General features: G+C 41.6%; 17 protein-coding genes. 6 read left to right on the top strand and 11 right to left on the bottom strand.

From position 1 onward, the window contains the following. Window positions 1-2 precede the first annotated feature (2 nt). Window positions 3-1,244, bottom strand: coding sequence for a cell division peptidoglycan polymerase FtsW (gene ftsW, locus QM968_RS06220; protein WP_009731384.1), 1,242 nt, complete (start codon window positions 1,242-1,244; stop codon window positions 3-5). 247 nt (window positions 1,245-1,491) lie between these two features. On the opposite strand from ftsW, the gene QM968_RS06215 reads away from it, so the two are divergent. From QM968_RS06215 to QM968_RS06205, 3 genes are all read left to right on the top strand, one after another. After that, entirely contained in the window at window positions 1,492-2,367 is an 876-nt protein-coding gene (locus QM968_RS06215; protein WP_009731385.1) for a GH25 family lysozyme, read from the top strand. Between the two features lie 142 nt (window positions 2,368-2,509). Beyond that, complete coding sequence (locus tag QM968_RS06210; RefSeq protein ID WP_009731386.1) at window positions 2,510-2,983, top strand: aminoacyl-tRNA deacylase; 474 nt, start codon at window positions 2,510-2,512, stop codon at window positions 2,981-2,983. Between the two features lie 14 nt (window positions 2,984-2,997). Further along, window positions 2,998-3,621: a histidine phosphatase family protein gene (locus tag QM968_RS06205; RefSeq protein ID WP_414383003.1), complete on the top strand. Its 624-nt coding sequence runs from the start codon at window positions 2,998-3,000 to the stop codon at window positions 3,619-3,621. Between the two features lie 131 nt (window positions 3,622-3,752). Here QM968_RS06205 and lysS read toward each other — a convergent pair whose 3' ends face one another. The 4 genes from lysS to QM968_RS06185 all read right to left on the bottom strand — a co-directional run bounded on the left by lysS (window position 3,753) and on the right by QM968_RS06185 (window position 8,690). Then, the gene (gene lysS / locus QM968_RS06200) at window positions 3,753-5,243 is read right to left on the bottom strand and encodes a lysine--tRNA ligase (protein WP_414383001.1); all 1,491 of its coding nucleotides are present in this window, start codon (window positions 5,241-5,243) and stop codon (window positions 3,753-3,755) included. Between the two features lie 273 nt (window positions 5,244-5,516). Next, entirely contained in the window at window positions 5,517-6,854 is a 1,338-nt protein-coding gene (locus QM968_RS06195; protein WP_414382999.1) for an ABC transporter permease, read from the bottom strand. Next, window positions 6,854-7,549: an ABC transporter ATP-binding protein gene (locus QM968_RS06190; protein ID WP_414382997.1), complete on the bottom strand. Its 696-nt coding sequence runs from the start codon at window positions 7,547-7,549 to the stop codon at window positions 6,854-6,856. The genes QM968_RS06195 and QM968_RS06190 overlap by 1 nt, the downstream gene beginning before the upstream one ends. Continuing rightward, window positions 7,533-8,690 carry an efflux RND transporter periplasmic adaptor subunit gene (locus QM968_RS06185; protein ID WP_009731391.1) on the bottom strand — a complete coding sequence of 386 codons (1,158 nt, stop codon included), beginning with the start codon at window positions 8,688-8,690 and terminating at the stop codon, window positions 7,533-7,535. The genes QM968_RS06190 and QM968_RS06185 overlap by 17 nt, the downstream gene beginning before the upstream one ends. 179 nt (window positions 8,691-8,869) lie before the next feature. Between QM968_RS06185 and gorA the strand changes: the two genes are divergently transcribed. Then, on the top strand, window positions 8,870-10,219 hold the full coding sequence (gene gorA / locus QM968_RS06180; RefSeq protein ID WP_414382995.1) for a glutathione-disulfide reductase: 1,350 nt from the start codon (window positions 8,870-8,872) through the stop codon (window positions 10,217-10,219). 194 nt (window positions 10,220-10,413) lie between these two features. Here gorA and QM968_RS06175 read toward each other — a convergent pair whose 3' ends face one another. The 3 genes from QM968_RS06175 to QM968_RS06165 all read right to left on the bottom strand — a co-directional run bounded on the left by QM968_RS06175 (window position 10,414) and on the right by QM968_RS06165 (window position 12,672). Then, on the bottom strand, window positions 10,414-11,145 hold the full coding sequence (locus QM968_RS06175) for a cyclase family protein (RefSeq protein WP_009731393.1): 732 nt from the start codon (window positions 11,143-11,145) through the stop codon (window positions 10,414-10,416). Between the two features lie 12 nt (window positions 11,146-11,157). Next, complete coding sequence (locus QM968_RS06170) at window positions 11,158-12,300, bottom strand: 5-methyltetrahydropteroyltriglutamate--homocysteine S-methyltransferase (RefSeq protein ID WP_414382993.1); 1,143 nt, start codon at window positions 12,298-12,300, stop codon at window positions 11,158-11,160. A 159-nt stretch (window positions 12,301-12,459) separates the two neighbouring features. Then, window positions 12,460-12,672, bottom strand: coding sequence for a YdbC family protein (locus QM968_RS06165; protein ID WP_009731395.1), 213 nt, complete (start codon window positions 12,670-12,672; stop codon window positions 12,460-12,462). A gap of 90 nt (window positions 12,673-12,762) precedes the next feature. Here QM968_RS06165 and QM968_RS06160 point away from each other — a divergent pair, with 90 nt between their 5' ends. Further along, a complete protein-coding gene (locus tag QM968_RS06160; protein WP_037613912.1) occupies window positions 12,763-13,095 on the top strand; it encodes a hypothetical protein in 333 nt (110 codons plus the stop codon). 14 nt (window positions 13,096-13,109) lie between these two features. Here the strand turns inward: QM968_RS06160 and QM968_RS06155 are convergent, their stop codons facing one another. Continuing rightward, window positions 13,110-14,396: a peptidase U32 family protein gene (locus QM968_RS06155; RefSeq protein WP_009731397.1), complete on the bottom strand. Its 1,287-nt coding sequence runs from the start codon at window positions 14,394-14,396 to the stop codon at window positions 13,110-13,112. Between the two features lie 96 nt (window positions 14,397-14,492). Beyond that, window positions 14,493-15,422: a peptidase U32 family protein gene (locus QM968_RS06150; protein ID WP_009731398.1), complete on the bottom strand. Its 930-nt coding sequence runs from the start codon at window positions 15,420-15,422 to the stop codon at window positions 14,493-14,495. A gap of 129 nt (window positions 15,423-15,551) precedes the next feature. On the opposite strand from QM968_RS06150, the gene QM968_RS06145 reads away from it, so the two are divergent. After that, entirely contained in the window at window positions 15,552-15,845 is a 294-nt protein-coding gene (locus QM968_RS06145; RefSeq protein WP_414382991.1) for a DUF3270 family protein, read from the top strand. A gap of 150 nt (window positions 15,846-15,995) precedes the next feature. Here QM968_RS06145 and QM968_RS06140 read toward each other — a convergent pair. Beyond that, window positions 15,996-16,091, bottom strand: a 96-nt coding sequence (locus QM968_RS06140) for an IS3 family transposase (protein WP_164978895.1), incomplete at its 5' end; no start/stop codon positions are given.

The following is a 16,091-nucleotide window of genomic DNA, read 5'->3' as shown; positions in this document are numbered from 1 at the left end:
TTTTAGTAATACGGTTTGATTTTACCTTTTTCTTCAAAAACCATACCATCCTGTTCCATCTTCGCTCGTTTTTCACTGGCATCAATATTTAAGACAAAAGCAATCGCAACTGATAGGACCCATAAACTGTTTCCCCCTTGGGATAAGAAGGGGAAGGTTACTCCAGTAGATGGAATCAAACCAGAAATACCTCCAATATTAATGAAGGTTTGCACCAGAATCATGCCTCCGATACCAATGGCCATCATAGAATTGAATGGATTCTTTGCTCGAATACCGACTAAAATGATGCGAAGAATTAAAAAGAATAAGAGAGCGAGAATCAAGCTAGCTCCAACAAAACCTAATTCTTCAATCACAATCGCAAATACAAAATCCGTATGAGCTTCTGGTAAATAACCTTGTTTCTCAATAGAATTACCAAGCCCCAATCCAAACCAACCACCATTACTCATCGCATAATAGGAATTAGCCAATTGGTGGCCCGCACCTGACAAATCATTAAAGGGGTTAAAGAAGGCACTAAAGCGTTTTGCCACATAACCAAAGACAGGGATTTTAGCGACACGGTCTACACCAATTATCCAAATAGATCCAAGGACCAAGGTAGCTGCTCCAATGACTATACCAAGTAAGGAGGTGAACCAACGATAGCCCACTCCACTAACAGTAACCATGACTAAGACGGTCAAGGCCAAGATCGTCGCATTTCCCAAATCCGGCATGATCACAACGATTCCAATAAGGATCATGGTCAACCAACGCCAATCGTTTAAATTCCTTGGAATCCATTCATTGTGGGTCAAGGCCTGGTAATCATAATCACGGATCTCATCTTGTCGTTTAGAAAATATCAAGGCCAAATACCAGACTAAAATAACCTTGAGGTATTCGGCTGGCTGGATGCTGAAGCCCCCAGGGATCGTTAACCAACCATGTGCCCCATTGACCGTATCCGTAATAAATCTGGACAGAATTAATAAAATCACTTCAATGAAGATGACAAAAGCCAATACTTTTTTATTTCGCAAGAAGTTTAAGCTAAACTTATAAATTAATGCGATGGTCAAGAGGCTAAGGATAAAAAAGAGGCCCTGGGTCCGCACCATCCGAATAGAACTCACTCCATTTTGAATCGCCAAGGCACTGGTTGTAGAATAGACCACAATCAAACCAATAATGGATAAAATCAAATAAGGAATGAGAATGGAATAATTTAATAGATGTCTTTTTTCAATTTTCATAGTTCACCATATTGCTGATATTCAACCTTCATTATATCATTTTTAAGGTCCAAAACCAAGGAAAGGCCGGAAAAGATTCGGCTTCTTCACTTTTTTTACTAGATATTCGAATGATTCTTCTTATTTTCATATATTTTTATCCTTTTTGGAGGAAAAGATTCCTATTTTTTGAAAATAATAGCTTAAATCAGCATCTTTAAGCATTAAGTTTTGCCTTTTCGTTTTTTTTACGGTAAAATGATTCTGTATGAGAAAAAGGATAAAACCCGTTGTTCTCTTGGCCTTTTTTATCGGTATCATTTCTTTCCTCGTTCTTTCAAGAACGATTGCCGATCTTCAAGCTAGAGAACGACAAGAAACAACCAAAACTATTCCGAACTCCAATACATCTAAAAAGACAACCACTGCAAGTTCTTCTTCTAAAAAAGAAGAAGACATTAATCCAGAATTGGTTGGCCGCCCAATCATTGATATCTCGGGTTGGCAATTGCCAAGCGAAATCGATTACGATATCCTCTCTCAAAATGTGGGAGGTGTAATCATTCGTGTCCATAGTGGGGCCCAAGCCAAAAAAGAAAATGCGGCAACCTACCTCAATGGTCTGGATAAATCATATAAAACTCATATCCAAGAATTCCAAAAACGAAATATCCCTGTCGCTGTCTATGCTTATGTAGCAGCCAAGGATAAAAAAGAAATGGAGAAGGAAGCAGAGGAATTTTATAAAGCTGCTTCTCCTTACAAACCTACCTACTATTGGTTAGACGTTGAGGAAAAAACCATGAAGGATATGAATGCAGGAGTTGAAGCTTTCCGAGCGAAATTAGAAGCCCTCGGAGCTAAAAATATTGGAATTTATATCGGAACCTACTTCATGGAAGAACATAGTATCTCCACTGATAAATTTTCTGCTCTTTGGATTCCAACCTACGGATTTGATGATGGCTACTATAATGCCGCACCAGATACCAATACGGAATACGACTTGCATCAATATACTTCTCAAGGGCAATTAAATGGATTTTCACACTACTTGGATCTCAACCAAATTGCTCCAACGCAAGATCAAGAAGCGATTTATCGGAAACTATTCAAGGTACAAAAAGATAGCTCTTCCTCATAGCCTCAAAACAGCAGATTATGTGCTCTAAGCCTTCTCTGCTGTTTTCTATTTTTGAGGAGGAAAACAAGATCAGTTCTATTATATGATATAATGGTTTAGGTGAAATCTGATTTTGCAAAGACAAATAGAAAGGGAGAAAGTAATGGCAAAAAAACAAAAAGTGAAAAAAACATTGGTTGAACAAATACTGCAAAAAGCAAAAATCAACCATACAGGATTGCAAATCAACGCCCTTGAGGGAATCATTCCAGATGGGATTACGACCGATCAAATCTATAAGACACTAGCCCTAACAGGCGATAAAACTGGTCCTGTCATCGGGATTGTTCCCATCTCTGCCCACTTATCAGAAAAAAAATTAGCCAAACTCTCTGGCAATAAAAAAGTTAGTATGATTCCGCAAAAAGACTTAGAAAAGACGACGGGCTATGTTCACGGAGCCAATAATCCTGTTGGCATTCGACAAAAACACAACTACCCTATTTTTATTGACCAGTCAGCCCTTGATCTAGATCAGATAATTGTCTCTGCAGGTGAAGTTGGTCACAGTATTCAAATCAAGGCGCAAGATTTAGCTGATTTTGTCAAGGCTAGCTTCGAGGACTTAGTTGAGTAAAGGATAAAACCAATATGAAATTATATTTTGTCCGTCACGGACGTACTGAGTGGAATGAAGAGGGACGTATTCAAGGGGCAAATGGCGACTCCCCGCTGTTAGAATCTTCCATCCAGCAGTTGGAAGCCTTGGGCCAGCATCTATCTCAAACATACTTTGACGCAGCTTATTCAAGCGACTTGCCAAGAGCCGTCCATACTGCTCAAATCATTCTCGAGCAAAATCAACATCCTATCTCCCTCCAAGAGACTCCTGCTCTACGGGAATGGCGGCTTGGTAGCCTAGAAGGTAGAAAAATTATGGAGTTGAAGGCTCTCTATCCGGAGGAAATGAAGGCCTTTCGTCATAATTTAGCTGAGTTTCACCACGATATTTTCAGAGCAGAATCCGTTGAAGAAACCACCCAGCGGACCGGAAATTTTATCAAAAGTTTAAAAGACAAGTCTGGCGAGGCCATTCTAATCGTTGGCCATGGAGCCAATTTAACCGCTTCTATTCGGACCCTACTTGGCTATAAAACAGAGGAACTCCGTAAAAACGGTGGCCTCGACAATGCCAGTGTGACCATTTTGACAACAGATGATTTTGAGCACTTTTACTTAGAGACTTGGAATGATACCTCTTATTTGGAAGACTAAAAAACACTGTTTGCAAGATAATTGTTTTAGAATAAAAGTTATTTTTTGAAAATCATCTAGTTGTCTTATGTAAAACAATAGTCTGTATACATTCAAAAACACTGATCATCAGATCAGTGTTTTCTTTTAGCTTATTTCATAGTTGGGAAGAGCAATACGTCACGGATAGTAGTCGTATCAGTAAGGAGCATGCAGAGACGGTCGATACCGATTCCCAATCCTCCTGTTGGTGGCATACCATATTCAAGAGCTTCTACATAATCGTAGTCAATTCCAGTTGCTTCGTCGTCTCCCAATTCTTTGGCGCGTGCCTGAGCTTCGAAACGTTCCAATTGGTCGATTGGATCGTTCAATTCTGTAAAGGCATTCGCATATTCCTTGGTCATGATGAAGAGCTCAAAACGATCTGTGAAACGAGGATCCTCGTCATTCTTCTTAGCCAATGGTGATACAGCTACAGGGTGGCCATAGACAAAGGTTGGTTGTGTCAAGGTTTCTTCCACATATTCTTCGAAGAAGGCATTGATGATATGACCCACTTCAGTGTAGTGTTTTTCAACTGGCACATGTTTTTCTTTGGCAAGGGCTGCTGCTTCTTCAAAGCTCATTTCCTTCCAGAAGTCAACACCAGCAATTTCCTTGATCGCATCCACCATATGAACACGCTTGAATGGTTCATTGATCTTGATTTCAGTTCCTTGGTAGTTAACAGGACCATCCCCATGAATAGCTTTCGCAGCGTGTTGGATAATCCCTTCCGTCAAGTCCATAATGTCTTGGTAGTCAGCATAGGCTTGGTAGACTTCGATGGAAGTAAATTCTGGATTGTGGGTAGCATCCATTCCTTCGTTACGGAAGATACGGCCAATCTCATAAACGCGTTCCATCCCACCAACAATCAGGCGTTTCAAGTGAAGTTCGGTCGCAATACGAAGGACCATGTCAATGTTTTGGGCATTGTGGTGAGTGATAAACGGACGCGCAGATGCTCCACCAGCTTCATTGTGAAGGACAGGAGTTTCTACTTCAAGGAAGCCTTGACCATCCAAGTAACGACGGATTTCTGAGATGATTTTTGAACGAGTGACAAAGCGCTCGAAACTTTCACGGTTAGAAATCAAATCCAAGTAACGTTTGCGGTAGATGGTTTCTACATCTGAAAGTCCGTGGAATTTTTCAGGCAAGGGACGAAGAGCTTTAGACAAGTGTGTGATGTGAGTAGCTTTGATGGAAAGCTCACCCATGTCTGTCCGCATCACTTCTCCTTCTACCCCGAGGAAATCTCCAAGGTCAGCCTTTTTGAAAATTTCATAATTTTCTTCACCAACTGCGTCTTTACGAACGTAAATTTGGATTTGACCTTCACGGTCTTGAAGGTGGGCAAAACCAACCTTTCCTTTTCCACGTTTGGTCACAAGACGACCCGCAATAATGGCTGTTTCGTTCAAGTCATGAAGTTGTTCTTTATCTAATTCTGAATATTTTTCTTTCAGTTGACCAGAATCTGCAGTACGTTCGAATCGCTTTCCAAATGGGTCGATTCCTTGTTCACGAAGGGCCGCCATTTTCTCACGACGGACAATCTGCTGGTCATTTAATTCTTCCATATGTTCAGTAGTCATTTGGAACCTCCTAAGTTATTCTTCCCTATTTTATCATATTTAGAGCAGAAATTCACTAATAATTACCAATTAAACAAAAATAAGGCGAGCAATGACTGTCCCCCCTTCCACCCTAGTCAAAAGCTATTCTGATAGACTGATGGATGGCCTCATACAGTTTCGGCTTTCAAAAGATAATGAATAAAAAAGAGCTAGAGCTTTCTATTACGTGAACATAGAAAAAGGAGCAAGGTAGATGTTGATGAATCATTCATCCTATCTCACTCCTATTTTTTATTCATAACGCAGTGCTTCGATTGGGTTTAATTTAGAAGCTTTGTTGGCTGGTAAAATCCCAAAGATAATCCCCACAAAGGCAGAGAAAATAATACTACCAATCGCAACATTTAAGGAAATAATTGGTGGCCCTTCCAGGGTCGCTGCAGCGACTGAAGCAATCAAGCTATTCACACCATATGCAAGCCCGAGACCAATGAGCCCACCAATGATCGTCAAGACCATCGACTCAATCAAAAATTGAACCAAAATCTTACTTCGTGTTGCTCCCAATGCTTTGCGAAGACCAATTTCTCTCGTCCGCTCAGTGACAGAAACCAACATGATATTCATAACTCCAATACCACCAACTAAGAGAGAAATCCCAGCAATAGCACCGATGACTGTCGTCATAATTCCTACAACTTTATTGGTTTCCTCTAGGATACTATCCAAATTAAAGATTTGGAATTCCCCTTGGCGAACACCTGAAAGTTCTGTTAGCTTTTGAGCAGCTTCAATCCCAACGGATTTGATTTGTTTCACATCCGGTACATGGACGACAATATTTTGAATTTCATCCGTTCCGAATTCAGAAGCCAGCTGAGTATTGGCCATGAGTGCGCTACCACCCGAGGTTGCTCCATATAGGGCTGTTCCTGCATTTGGATCCTTGAAAATACCAACAACTCGATAGTTGTTATCTCCGACAGAGACTACCTGATTTAGAGGATTCTCAGTTCCAAATAATTGTTGAGCCAAGCCTTCATCAAGGAGTACAACCCGTGAAAAATTACTGTAATCTGAAGGAGTTAATTTCCGTCCAGATAAGAGTTCAACCTTTTTAACTGAAAAATAGGTTTCATTAACTCCTTGGATGTTGACCCCGTCAGCCTTTTTCTTTTGAAAAGCAATCGTTGCATTAGACGTGTTGCCAACATAGTAGCCATCAATCCCTTGAATCTTGGTTAATTCCTTGACCCAGGATTCTTGCACAACTGGCGGTGTTTCTTGGACTTGACCGTCAATATCTTCTGCATTTTCCCCATCGATATCTGATGGAGCAGCCATCCCTCGGTCTTCAGTAGCAGGGCCTCCTTCTCCACCGCCCTCCCCCATATCGTCAGAAGGACCAATATTGATGCCTGTCACATAACCACTCTTATTGGGAGAATAGGAGATTTGTACATACTCTTGATCTTTGGTGAAGGTCTTGGTGACACCAGCCTTCATGCCATCTCCCAGTGCCATGATCACCACCACAGAAGCGACCCCAATAATGATCCCCACCATGGTTAAGAAAGATCGTAATTTATGGCTCATAATAGAGCTAATCGCAAATTTCCAATTTTGCATTAGGGCCTCCTTTCCAGCTTGCTATCTGAGGAGATTTCCCCATCACGAATAACGATGCGACGCTTGGCAAAGGCTGCAATTTCTGGTTCGTGGGTTACCATAATAATGGTTTTTCCTTCTTGGTTCAATGTGGTTAACAAGTCCATAATTTGTTCCCCCGTCTTGGTATCCAAGGCACCAGTCGGTTCATCTGCCAAGACAATGGCCGGTTGATTGACGAGAGCTCGAGCTATCGCAACCCGCTGCTTTTGCCCACCCGAAAGTTCCGAAGGCAAATGGTGCATGCGAGAATGAAGCTCTACCTTTTCAAGATATTGCTCAGCTAATTCCTTTCTTTTAGCAGGATGAACCCCTGCATAAATGAGAGGGAGTTCTACATTTTGAAAGGCATTGAGCTTGGAGAGAAGAAAGAATTGTTGAAAGACAAAACCAATCTGTTCATTTCGAACACGCGCTAATTTTTTCTCACTGAGATTTCCGACTTCCTGGCCTTCTAGGAAATATTCTCCACTGGTCGGCCTGTCCAACAAGCCAATGACGTTCATCAAGGTTGATTTTCCTGAGCCAGATGGGCCCATAATAGCCACAAACTCGCCCTCTTCGACTTCTAAATCGATATCTTTTAAGACACGAAGTTCCTGGTCCCCATTTTTATAGGTTTTATTGATTCCTTTTAGTTCAATCAATTTTGTCATATTTACCGATCTCTTTTCCATCTTCCAGTTTCTCACTAGGATTTACGATGACTTGGGCATCTTTCTTCAAGCCTGACAAGATTTCCTGGTTTTCAGCATCGGCATTTCCAAGAGTCACTGTTACTTTCTTAGCCTTGCCATTTTCAACTGTCCATACGTAGCTTGTCTCTCCATCAGCCATAACACTTGTTACTGGAACAAGTGGATGTTGAGTGGAACTTTTGACCTCAATATTAACAGAAAAGCCTTGTTTGAGTTCCCCAATGTCACTAGTAATATCTACTGTGAATGGGTACTTGGCTCCCCCACTTCCTTGTGTTCCACCTGCTGCATTGGCACCTGCTTGAGCCGCGTCAGTCGGATAGTTGGCTACATACGAAATCTTTCCTGTCCAAGTTTTATCAGGATAAACTTTGGAAGTGAGGACTACTTCCTGACCTTCAGAAATATTGGCCAAATTGTATTCGGACAATTCCCCTTTTACTTGTAAATTCCCATTGCTCACAATATGAACCAGAGTTTGATTGGTTCCTGTAGTTGATTTTGAAACATCTTTATTGACTTCAACGACAGTGCCATCTGTGTTACTCTTGACGGTTGTTGCATCCAGAAGAGCCTTGGCCTTGTTCATATTATCAACCGCATCAGACTTGGCATCACGTAGATCGCTAGCTTGCGAATCCACGGTTCGTTGCGTTTGGGAAGCTGACTTAGCGTCTGCCTCCTCATCTCCTGTCGTATCAATAGTCACACCATTTGTTAGCAAATCATTTAACTGACGATCGGCCTTATTGACGGCTCGAACGGCAGCATCGTAAGCGGTCTGGGCCTCTGTACTGCTGTACTGGACGATCGGCTGACCGGCCGTCACTTGATCTCCCACATTGACCAGAATCGATTGCAAGTCTCCTTTTGTTCCATCAAAATAGACATACTGTTCTTGGTTAGCGGTAACCTTTCCTGTTAACAAGACTGAAGAGGCGATCGATCCATCCTTGACCGTTTGGACCATTGGAGTTTCATTCGTCACTGCTTGATCAGGAGAGCTCGGACGTGAAAACATCATCACACTTCCTGTTCCGATCACTGCAATTGCTGCTCCAGCAGCTGTAAATAGTTGCCATTTTTTTAATTTCTTCATCGTTTTTCTCCATCAACGAAAGCGTTTTATTCTATACCATAGTATACCATACTTCCTTTCTTTTCTATCTAAAAATAACACGAGCAAATGAAATTAAAATTCTTGGTAAAAGGCTAACCTCTTGACTTTAGTAACAGTTGGTATTACAATCAAACTGAAGTCTTACCAAGGAGGAAAGCATGAAAGAATTTGATATTATTTCAATCGGTGGAGGTAGCGGAGGTATCGCTACGATGAACCGGGCTGGTGAACACGGAGCCCGCGCTGCTGTCATCGAAGAAAAACAATTGGGGGGCACCTGTGTCAACAGAGGATGTGTGCCTAAAAAGATTATGTGGTACGGAGCACAAATTGCAGAAGCCATTCGTGATTACGGGCCAGACTATGGCTTTACTTCTGAACAGACCAAATTTGATTTTGCAACCTTAAGAAAAAATCGCGAAGCCTATATAGATCGTACTCGGAATTCTTATGATGGTAGTTTTAAACGCAATGGAGTCGAATTGATTGAAGGTCGTGCTCGTTTTTTGGATGCTCATACGATCGAGGTCAATGGAGAAACGATTCAGGCCAAGCATATCGTGATTGCGACTGGAGCCTATCCTCATATTCCTTCTGTTCCTGGAGCAGAATTCGGCGAAACATCTGATGATGTCTTTGCTTGGGAGAAACTTCCGAAGTCTGTTGCTATTATTGGGGCCGGCTACATTGCGGTAGAATTAGCCGGCGTACTCCACCATTTAGGCGTTCAAACAGACCTCTTCATCCGAAAAGATCGGGTTTTACGTAGTTTTGATTCCTATATTACCGATGGTTTAATGGAAGAAATGGAAAAACAAAACCTTCCACTTCACAAACATAAGGTTCCCATGAAGCTTGAAAAATTAATAGACGGACGTGTCAAGGTATACTTTGAAGATATGACCAGCCATGTAGCTGAACATGTCATCTGGGCAACCGGACGCAAACCAAACGTCAAGGATCTGAATTTAGAAGCAGCAGGTGTTACTTTAAATGAAAAGGGATTTATCGCAGTAGATGATTACCAAAACACCGTTGTTCCGGGCATCTATGCTCTTGGTGATGTCACTGGTGAAAAAGAGTTGACTCCAGTGGCCATTAAGGCTGGGCGAACCCTTTCTGAAAGACTATTTAATGGAAAAGTCGATGCCAAAATGGATTATACAAGTATCCCGACAGTTGTCTTTTCTCACCCTGCTATCGGTACCGTTGGCTTAACAGAGGAAGAAGCCCAGCAAACTTATGGAAAAGAGAATATCAAAGTCTATACTTCTCAATTCGCTTCTATGTATACCGCCGTTACCCAACACCGCCAGCAGGCAAAATTTAAACTCATCACTGCGGGGCCAGAAGAAAAAGTCGTTGGTCTCCATGGACTTGGATATGGCGTGGACGAAATGATCCAAGGATTTGCCGTTGCTATCAAGATGGGAGCGACGAAAGCCGATTTCGACGCAACCGTCGCCATTCACCCAACTGGATCAGAAGAATTCGTAACCATGAGATAAAAAATAAGAGGCTGGGACAAAAGTCCTAGCCTCTTAATTGTTTTTGGATTGTCGAGCAAGACGCAGTGGTTGAGTGGGCTCTACTACGCTGATTTCATCAGCTTTTACAGCCCTACTCAACTGTGCGGAGGTGGGACGACGAAATCGAATTCTAACGAATTACCGATTTCTGTCCCACTCTCTTTTTTCTTCGCTTATGGTAAGATGGCAATGGCACGAACAGGTGAACCAGTTGCCTTGTCCCAATGAGGGAAGGCAATCGAAATCAAGGCACCAACGGCTGGAACTTGGTCCAAGTGGTTCAAGACTTCAACTTGGTAGATGTTTTGTTCCAAGAGGTAGTATTCATTGACCAAGCCATGCTCTGCTGCTGGAATACCTGCATCGGTATCGAAGGTTTCATGCCCCACTGCTTTGACATGACGTTCATGAATCAAGAATTCCAATGCTTCACGGCTCCATCCTGGACTTTGTTGAACCCCATTTTCATCAAGATTGCGCATAGCATCTTGATCAGGCCAACGTTTTGACCAATCACTACGGAAGGCCACAAAGGCCCCTTCTGCAATTTGTCCATGCTCTGCTTCAAAGTCTAAGATATCTTGTTTGCTCAAGATAAAGTTTGGATTGGCTGCAACTTCTTTAGACTTGTCAATAACATAGAGTGGCAAGAGGAGATCTTTAAGGGCAATCTCATCTAACCAACGACCACCTTCTACAAAGTGAATTGGTGCATCGATATGCGTACCGTATTGACCAACCACTGTAAATTTTTGAACATGGAAACCATCTTTTAGTGTGAAGAGATCTTCTTGTTGCAAAGCAGGAAGGGCTGGGAAGTGTGGACTTTCCGCATTGATCTGGTGACTCAAGTCCACCCATTTTTTAGCTTGCAATTCTTTATAAATACTTAGTAAATCTGACATGTTTCTTCCTCCTTATTCGCCCCAAACATCAGCGACAATTTCTTTAATCAAGCCGATTTTTTTCCATTGATCTTCTTCTGTCAAAATGTTTCCTTCTTCTGTCGAAGCAAAGCCACACTGGGTAGACAGATAAAGATTTTCCAACGGTACATACTGACTCGCTTCTTTAATACGAGCAATGACCTCATCCTTGTTCTCCAATTGACCACTCTTAGATGTCAAGAGGCCTAAGACGACTCCTTTTCCAGGGGTTACTTCAGCAAGTGGTTCAAAACCGCCGGCACGATCGGTGTCAAACTCAAGGAAGTATGCATTAACTGCTTCTTCTCCAAGGAGTTCTTTAGCAATCGGCGCATAGCCTCCTGATGAAGCCCAAGTCGAATGGAAGTTTCCGCGACAAACGTGCGTATTGACGGTCAAACCAGCTGGAACATTTTGGTAGACATCGTTGTTAAAGGTCAAGAAGAGATCAGCCAGTTCCCGACGTACCTCATCTTTTGACTTACCTTGAGCTGCTCCCCAAGCCGTCAAGAAATTGTCATCTACCAAGACACCCCACGTACAGTCATCTACTTGAAGTGTCCGAAGTCCTGCATCATACAAATCTTGAATCACTTGAAGATAGGCTTGCTTGATGTCTTCACGAACAGCCGCAAAATCAGGATAGATGGTATTCAATTGCTCCACATGTTCGGCATCACGAATCAGTTCAAAATAAAATTGCGCTGGCGCTGGAATAGTATATTTAGCCTCTACACCATCTACATCTGCCACAAGATCCCGCAAGAACTTATAATGCTCTACAAATGGATGATTGGCTCCCGTGATCTTTCCAATGACAAGAGCTGAGTCCGCCTTGGTCGTTTCATCATGGAAATGATATCCCTCTGCCGCCTGGACATGATCAATGCCTCCAAAGCCCCAGAAGAAATCCAAATGCCAATAAGCACGGCGGAATTCTCCATCTGTTACTGACTTTAGACCAGCAGCAATTTCTTTTTCAACGAGGTCACGAATCGCCTGATCCTCTACTTTTGTTAAGTCAGCCTGACTGATTTTTCCAGCTGCGAAATCTTCACGAGCCTGAACCAAAGTAGCTGGACGAAGAAATGAACCAACATGGTCTACGCGATAAGGTGCATGTGTATGTGTCAATATTAGTTCCTCTTTCCTATAAGTTTTACATTAATTCATCAATGCAACCATTATAGCAGTCTAACACTTGATAAACAAGGGTTTAAGATAATCTAATATCTTTGATATCTATATAGTTTTAGACTATAATAAAAAGAAGTCCTTGAAAGACCCCTTTTCTTAATTTTTAAATGCATCGAGCATGACTTGGAACTCTTCGTTCGTGAGTGTAATCCCTTTGCCCATCTTTGTATGGTCTGGACTCCAGGTGCGAAGATCATACTTAGCAGGAGCACCGTTAAAACTTACACGGTTCAGTTCTTTGGTCCACCCTTTGTCATTTTCAGACAAAATCAATAAATGCTCCTCAATTTCAAATGAAAATTCTGCCATTTTACGACTCCTTTCTTGCTTTCTCATCTCTATTATTCGTAAATCATTTACAAAATCGTGGAAATTATCTATAATATATTGTATCAAGTTATGGAGAATTTAGCTATGAAAAAATTTCTCGAGATCGTTAAAGACCGAGCGAATGAGTTTTTCAATGGAAAAGTCAGCACCCCTGCCCCAATAGAAGATGAAAGAATTACTGAAATCATTCAACAAGCATTGCGAAAAAAGCAAGGAGTTCATGTTATTTTTTCAAATAAAAGTTTTACGGGTGACATTGTCAAGTTTGACCAAGAGCGCCGACAACTGATCGTCAAAAATTTCAAGAAAAGTATGTCAACCATTATCCGAATTTCTGAGATCCAGAAAATCAGTTTGGTTCCCAATAATATTCGCATCGCCCAACAAAAAGGAGAGGTTTAACCCTCTCTTTTTTCTTATGCTCGAACAGTTTTACTTGCCCCATCTTTGGAGTAGAGATTGATCAAGCCTTCTTGGCACGAACGAATCATATCTCCTGGTTTTACTTCCTGTGGGACGGTGATGGTTAAGAGTTCCATCGGATTTGGTGCACGATCAATCTTCACTCCGTCCTTGTCATGCAAGTCTTGGATCTGGCATTCAAAATGACGGAAACCTGGTCCATAGAATTCCACCTGGTCGCCTTCATTGATGACATTCCGCTGTCGAATAGTCGCAGTCATGGTAGATGGATCAAAATCAACCACTTCTCCTACAAATTTATATTGAGGAATCTTTCGACGAGCGCCAAACAATTGCTCATTTTCTGTAGGAGTTTGGTAGTAGAAACCAGTCGCCAATTCACGTTGGGCAACCTTCCACAATTCATTAATCAAATCTTCCTTGATCGCATAAAAGGCCTCTGGACTTTCCATATAAGCATCACAGGCAGCCTTGTAACAGTTGGCAACCGTTGACACATAATGGACAGATTTCATCCGACCTTCAATCTTTAAGCTATCAACCCCATTGTCAATCATGTCCGGGATATTTTCAATCATGCACATATCCACAGCTGACATTGAGTATTCTTCTGGTACTTGGCCTTTAACACTTTTTCGCTCTTGACCAAATGGCATATCATAGAGATCGTATTTCCACCGACAAGATTGGGAACAACCACCACGGTTGGCATCACGATCTGACATGTGGTTTGAAAGGGTACAACGTCCGGAATAGGAAATACACATGGCTCCATGAACAAAGGCTTCGATCTCCAGATCGGTACGCTTACGGATCTCAGCCAACTCTTCCATGGACACCTCACGAGCCAATACGACACGGGTCAAGCCATATTCTTTCCAGAAATGGAAGGTCTCCACATTAGTCGCAGAAGCTTGCGTAGACAAGTGGATATTGAGACCAGGTGCATTCGTTGCACAGATTTCAATCAAGGCCGGGTCTGATACGATCACGGCATCGAGCCCCATATCCCGCAATTCACGAAACCACTCACCAGCTCCTTGTTCATTTCCTTCGTGAGTTACCATGTTCGAAGCTACGTGTACATCGACCCCACGTGCATGAGCGTATTCAATTCCCTCGCGCAGTTCATCCATAGTAAAGTTTCCGGCACGGCTCCGCAACCCATAGGCTTGTCCACCAACGAACACAGCGTCTGCTCCGTAATTAACGGCGACTTTTAATTTTTCTAAGGTTCCAGCAGGTACCAAGACCTCTGGACGTTTTTTTGTATTTGTCATTTTTTCTCCAATTTACAAGATTGTCGATATGATGAATTGCTCCTTCGTTCCCTGAAAAAGGAAAACTCACAAACGAAGAAGCTACTACTTTATTTATTATTTTACACGATCTGGTTCATAATCATAGAAACCAGTATCCAAGCCACGATTAGCTGGATGCAATTTGCGAATCTCTTCATCAAACAGATAAGCTTGATCTTGCGTGAAGGTTCCATTTTGAATCAAATCACGCGCCTTGATAAAGTACTCTGTAATCTTAACAAAGTTCTCACCCGGACAGTAGACCCCATCAAGTTTCCAATGATCATATCCATGATCCACCAACTCTGACAATTTGGTCATCATGTTCAAATCATTATTTGAAAAAATATGGGTTCCATGTTTGTCTTCGTAGACCGAATAGTGAGAATCTGGATCTCCCGGTTCTGCTAGGAACAAATCACGATCTTTGGTCACAGACTCCTCTGTCTTGATGAAGTTGTAATAGTTCTGAAGAAGAGGACGCTTGGAATGGTGAATAATGCTAGCACCGTAGACCAATACTTCTGCTGGGATTTGAAGATTCTCAGCCATCACAAATAATTCAGCAGACGGAATTTCACGGGCCAAAACAGCCTCAGAAGCTCCTGCTTGTTTCCCCCAGAAATTGATCTGGCGACTAGAGGTTACCATAGTAGAAGCATCGTAGATGGTTTTGAAGGGATAGCCATCTCGTTTCAAAACATAAAAAACGCCCGCATCTCCGACAGTAACATAATCAGCCTGAATTTCCTTTAGAAAATCAAGGAATGGCTTGATTGAATCCATCATCGATTGGTGCATCAGTGCATTTACAGCTACTGTCAATTCTTTGCCAGCAGCATGGACCAGTTGTGAAATTCGATTTATTTCGTCATAACTTAAAGTTTGAGGCAATCGTAATCCATAGTCTTTTTCGCCGACATAGATCCGGTCAACCCCCGCATCAATCAAGGCTTGCGCTTGCTCAACGCTCTCTGCTGTTGCTGTTATAATAATATTTTTCATAGATCCATTATAACAAAAAATCCGATATTCTAGAAAAATTTATTCATTTTGTAAAATTTGTAACATTTTTGTAACATTTATAAAGCTGAATTCATGATAGAATAATAGAGTACTGTTAGGAGAGAGAAAATGCCCGTAAGAAATTTAAGACACTATGACGAAGAATTCGATTATATCGAATTAACCAAACAAACCCAAGAATCCCCTATTCAGGACTACGCTCCTGAAACTGAACCCGCCCCTCAATTAAGTGAATTGCTGTATTTTTTAAATATCGCTGTTTTCTGTGTGCTGACGGTTGTGTTTAGCTTTATTTTCTTGGCAACCAAGATGAACACCTTATTTGCTTTTACCTTAGCTATTGCTACTAGTTTTGCGAGTATCCAAGGATTTAGAATTTACTACCATAAAAAGAAAAAATAAAAATCAGGTTAGCCTGATTTTTTGTTATACTCGAAATGTAATAAATGGAAATAAAAGTTCAAGCAGTCTATGGCATAGATTGCCATCTACTCTTTACTAAATCTGAAAAGAGGCTCATTTGTACTGACCCCAAAAAGTTAGACAATTAATTTAATCAAAGGATTTAGTTCTGTATTGTACAGGACTAAGTCCTTTTAGTTTTACCTTAATTCGTTTGTTGTTGTAGTAATCAATATAGTCGACAAT

Origin of the sequence: Streptococcus sp. OMI870, from assembly GCF_047460295.1 — a bacterium.
In the GTDB taxonomy this organism is placed as follows: Bacteria; Bacillota; Bacilli; order Lactobacillales; family Streptococcaceae; genus Streptococcus.
The sequence above is the reverse complement of the archived record's forward strand: the minus strand, read 5'-3'. Positions and strand labels throughout refer to the sequence as shown.

Excerpts from the sequence above, each read along its gene's own strand:
- QM968_RS06210 (WP_009731386.1), top strand. The coding sequence starts at position 2,510 with ATGGCAAAAAAACAAAAAGTGAAAAAAACATTGGTTGAACAAATACTG.
- QM968_RS06190 (WP_414382997.1), bottom strand. The coding sequence starts at position 7,549 with ATGACAAAATTGATTGAACTAAAAGGAATCAATAAAACCTATAAAAAT.
- QM968_RS06185 (WP_009731391.1), bottom strand. The coding sequence starts at position 8,690 with ATGAAGAAATTAAAAAAATGGCAACTATTTACAGCTGCTGGAGCAGCA.
- QM968_RS06195 (WP_414382999.1), bottom strand. The coding sequence starts at position 6,854 with ATGCAAAATTGGAAATTTGCGATTAGCTCTATTATGAGCCATAAATTA.
- QM968_RS06175 (WP_009731393.1), bottom strand. The coding sequence starts at position 11,145 with ATGTCAGATTTACTAAGTATTTATAAAGAATTGCAAGCTAAAAAATGG.
- lysS (WP_414383001.1), bottom strand. The coding sequence starts at position 5,243 with ATGACTACTGAACATATGGAAGAATTAAATGACCAGCAGATTGTCCGT.
- QM968_RS06165 (WP_009731395.1), bottom strand. The coding sequence starts at position 12,672 with ATGGCAGAATTTTCATTTGAAATTGAGGAGCATTTATTGATTTTGTCT.
- gorA (WP_414382995.1), top strand. The coding sequence starts at position 8,870 with ATGAAAGAATTTGATATTATTTCAATCGGTGGAGGTAGCGGAGGTATC.
- QM968_RS06150 (WP_009731398.1), bottom strand. The coding sequence starts at position 15,422 with ATGAAAAATATTATTATAACAGCAACAGCAGAGAGCGTTGAGCAAGCG.
- QM968_RS06155 (WP_009731397.1), bottom strand. The coding sequence starts at position 14,396 with ATGACAAATACAAAAAAACGTCCAGAGGTCTTGGTACCTGCTGGAACC.
- ftsW (WP_009731384.1), bottom strand. The coding sequence starts at position 1,244 with ATGAAAATTGAAAAAAGACATCTATTAAATTATTCCATTCTCATTCCT.
- QM968_RS06215 (WP_009731385.1), top strand. The coding sequence starts at position 1,492 with ATGAGAAAAAGGATAAAACCCGTTGTTCTCTTGGCCTTTTTTATCGGT.
- QM968_RS06145 (WP_414382991.1), top strand. The coding sequence starts at position 15,552 with ATGCCCGTAAGAAATTTAAGACACTATGACGAAGAATTCGATTATATC.
- QM968_RS06205 (WP_414383003.1), top strand. The coding sequence starts at position 2,998 with ATGAAATTATATTTTGTCCGTCACGGACGTACTGAGTGGAATGAAGAG.
- QM968_RS06160 (WP_037613912.1), top strand. The coding sequence starts at position 12,763 with ATGGAGAATTTAGCTATGAAAAAATTTCTCGAGATCGTTAAAGACCGA.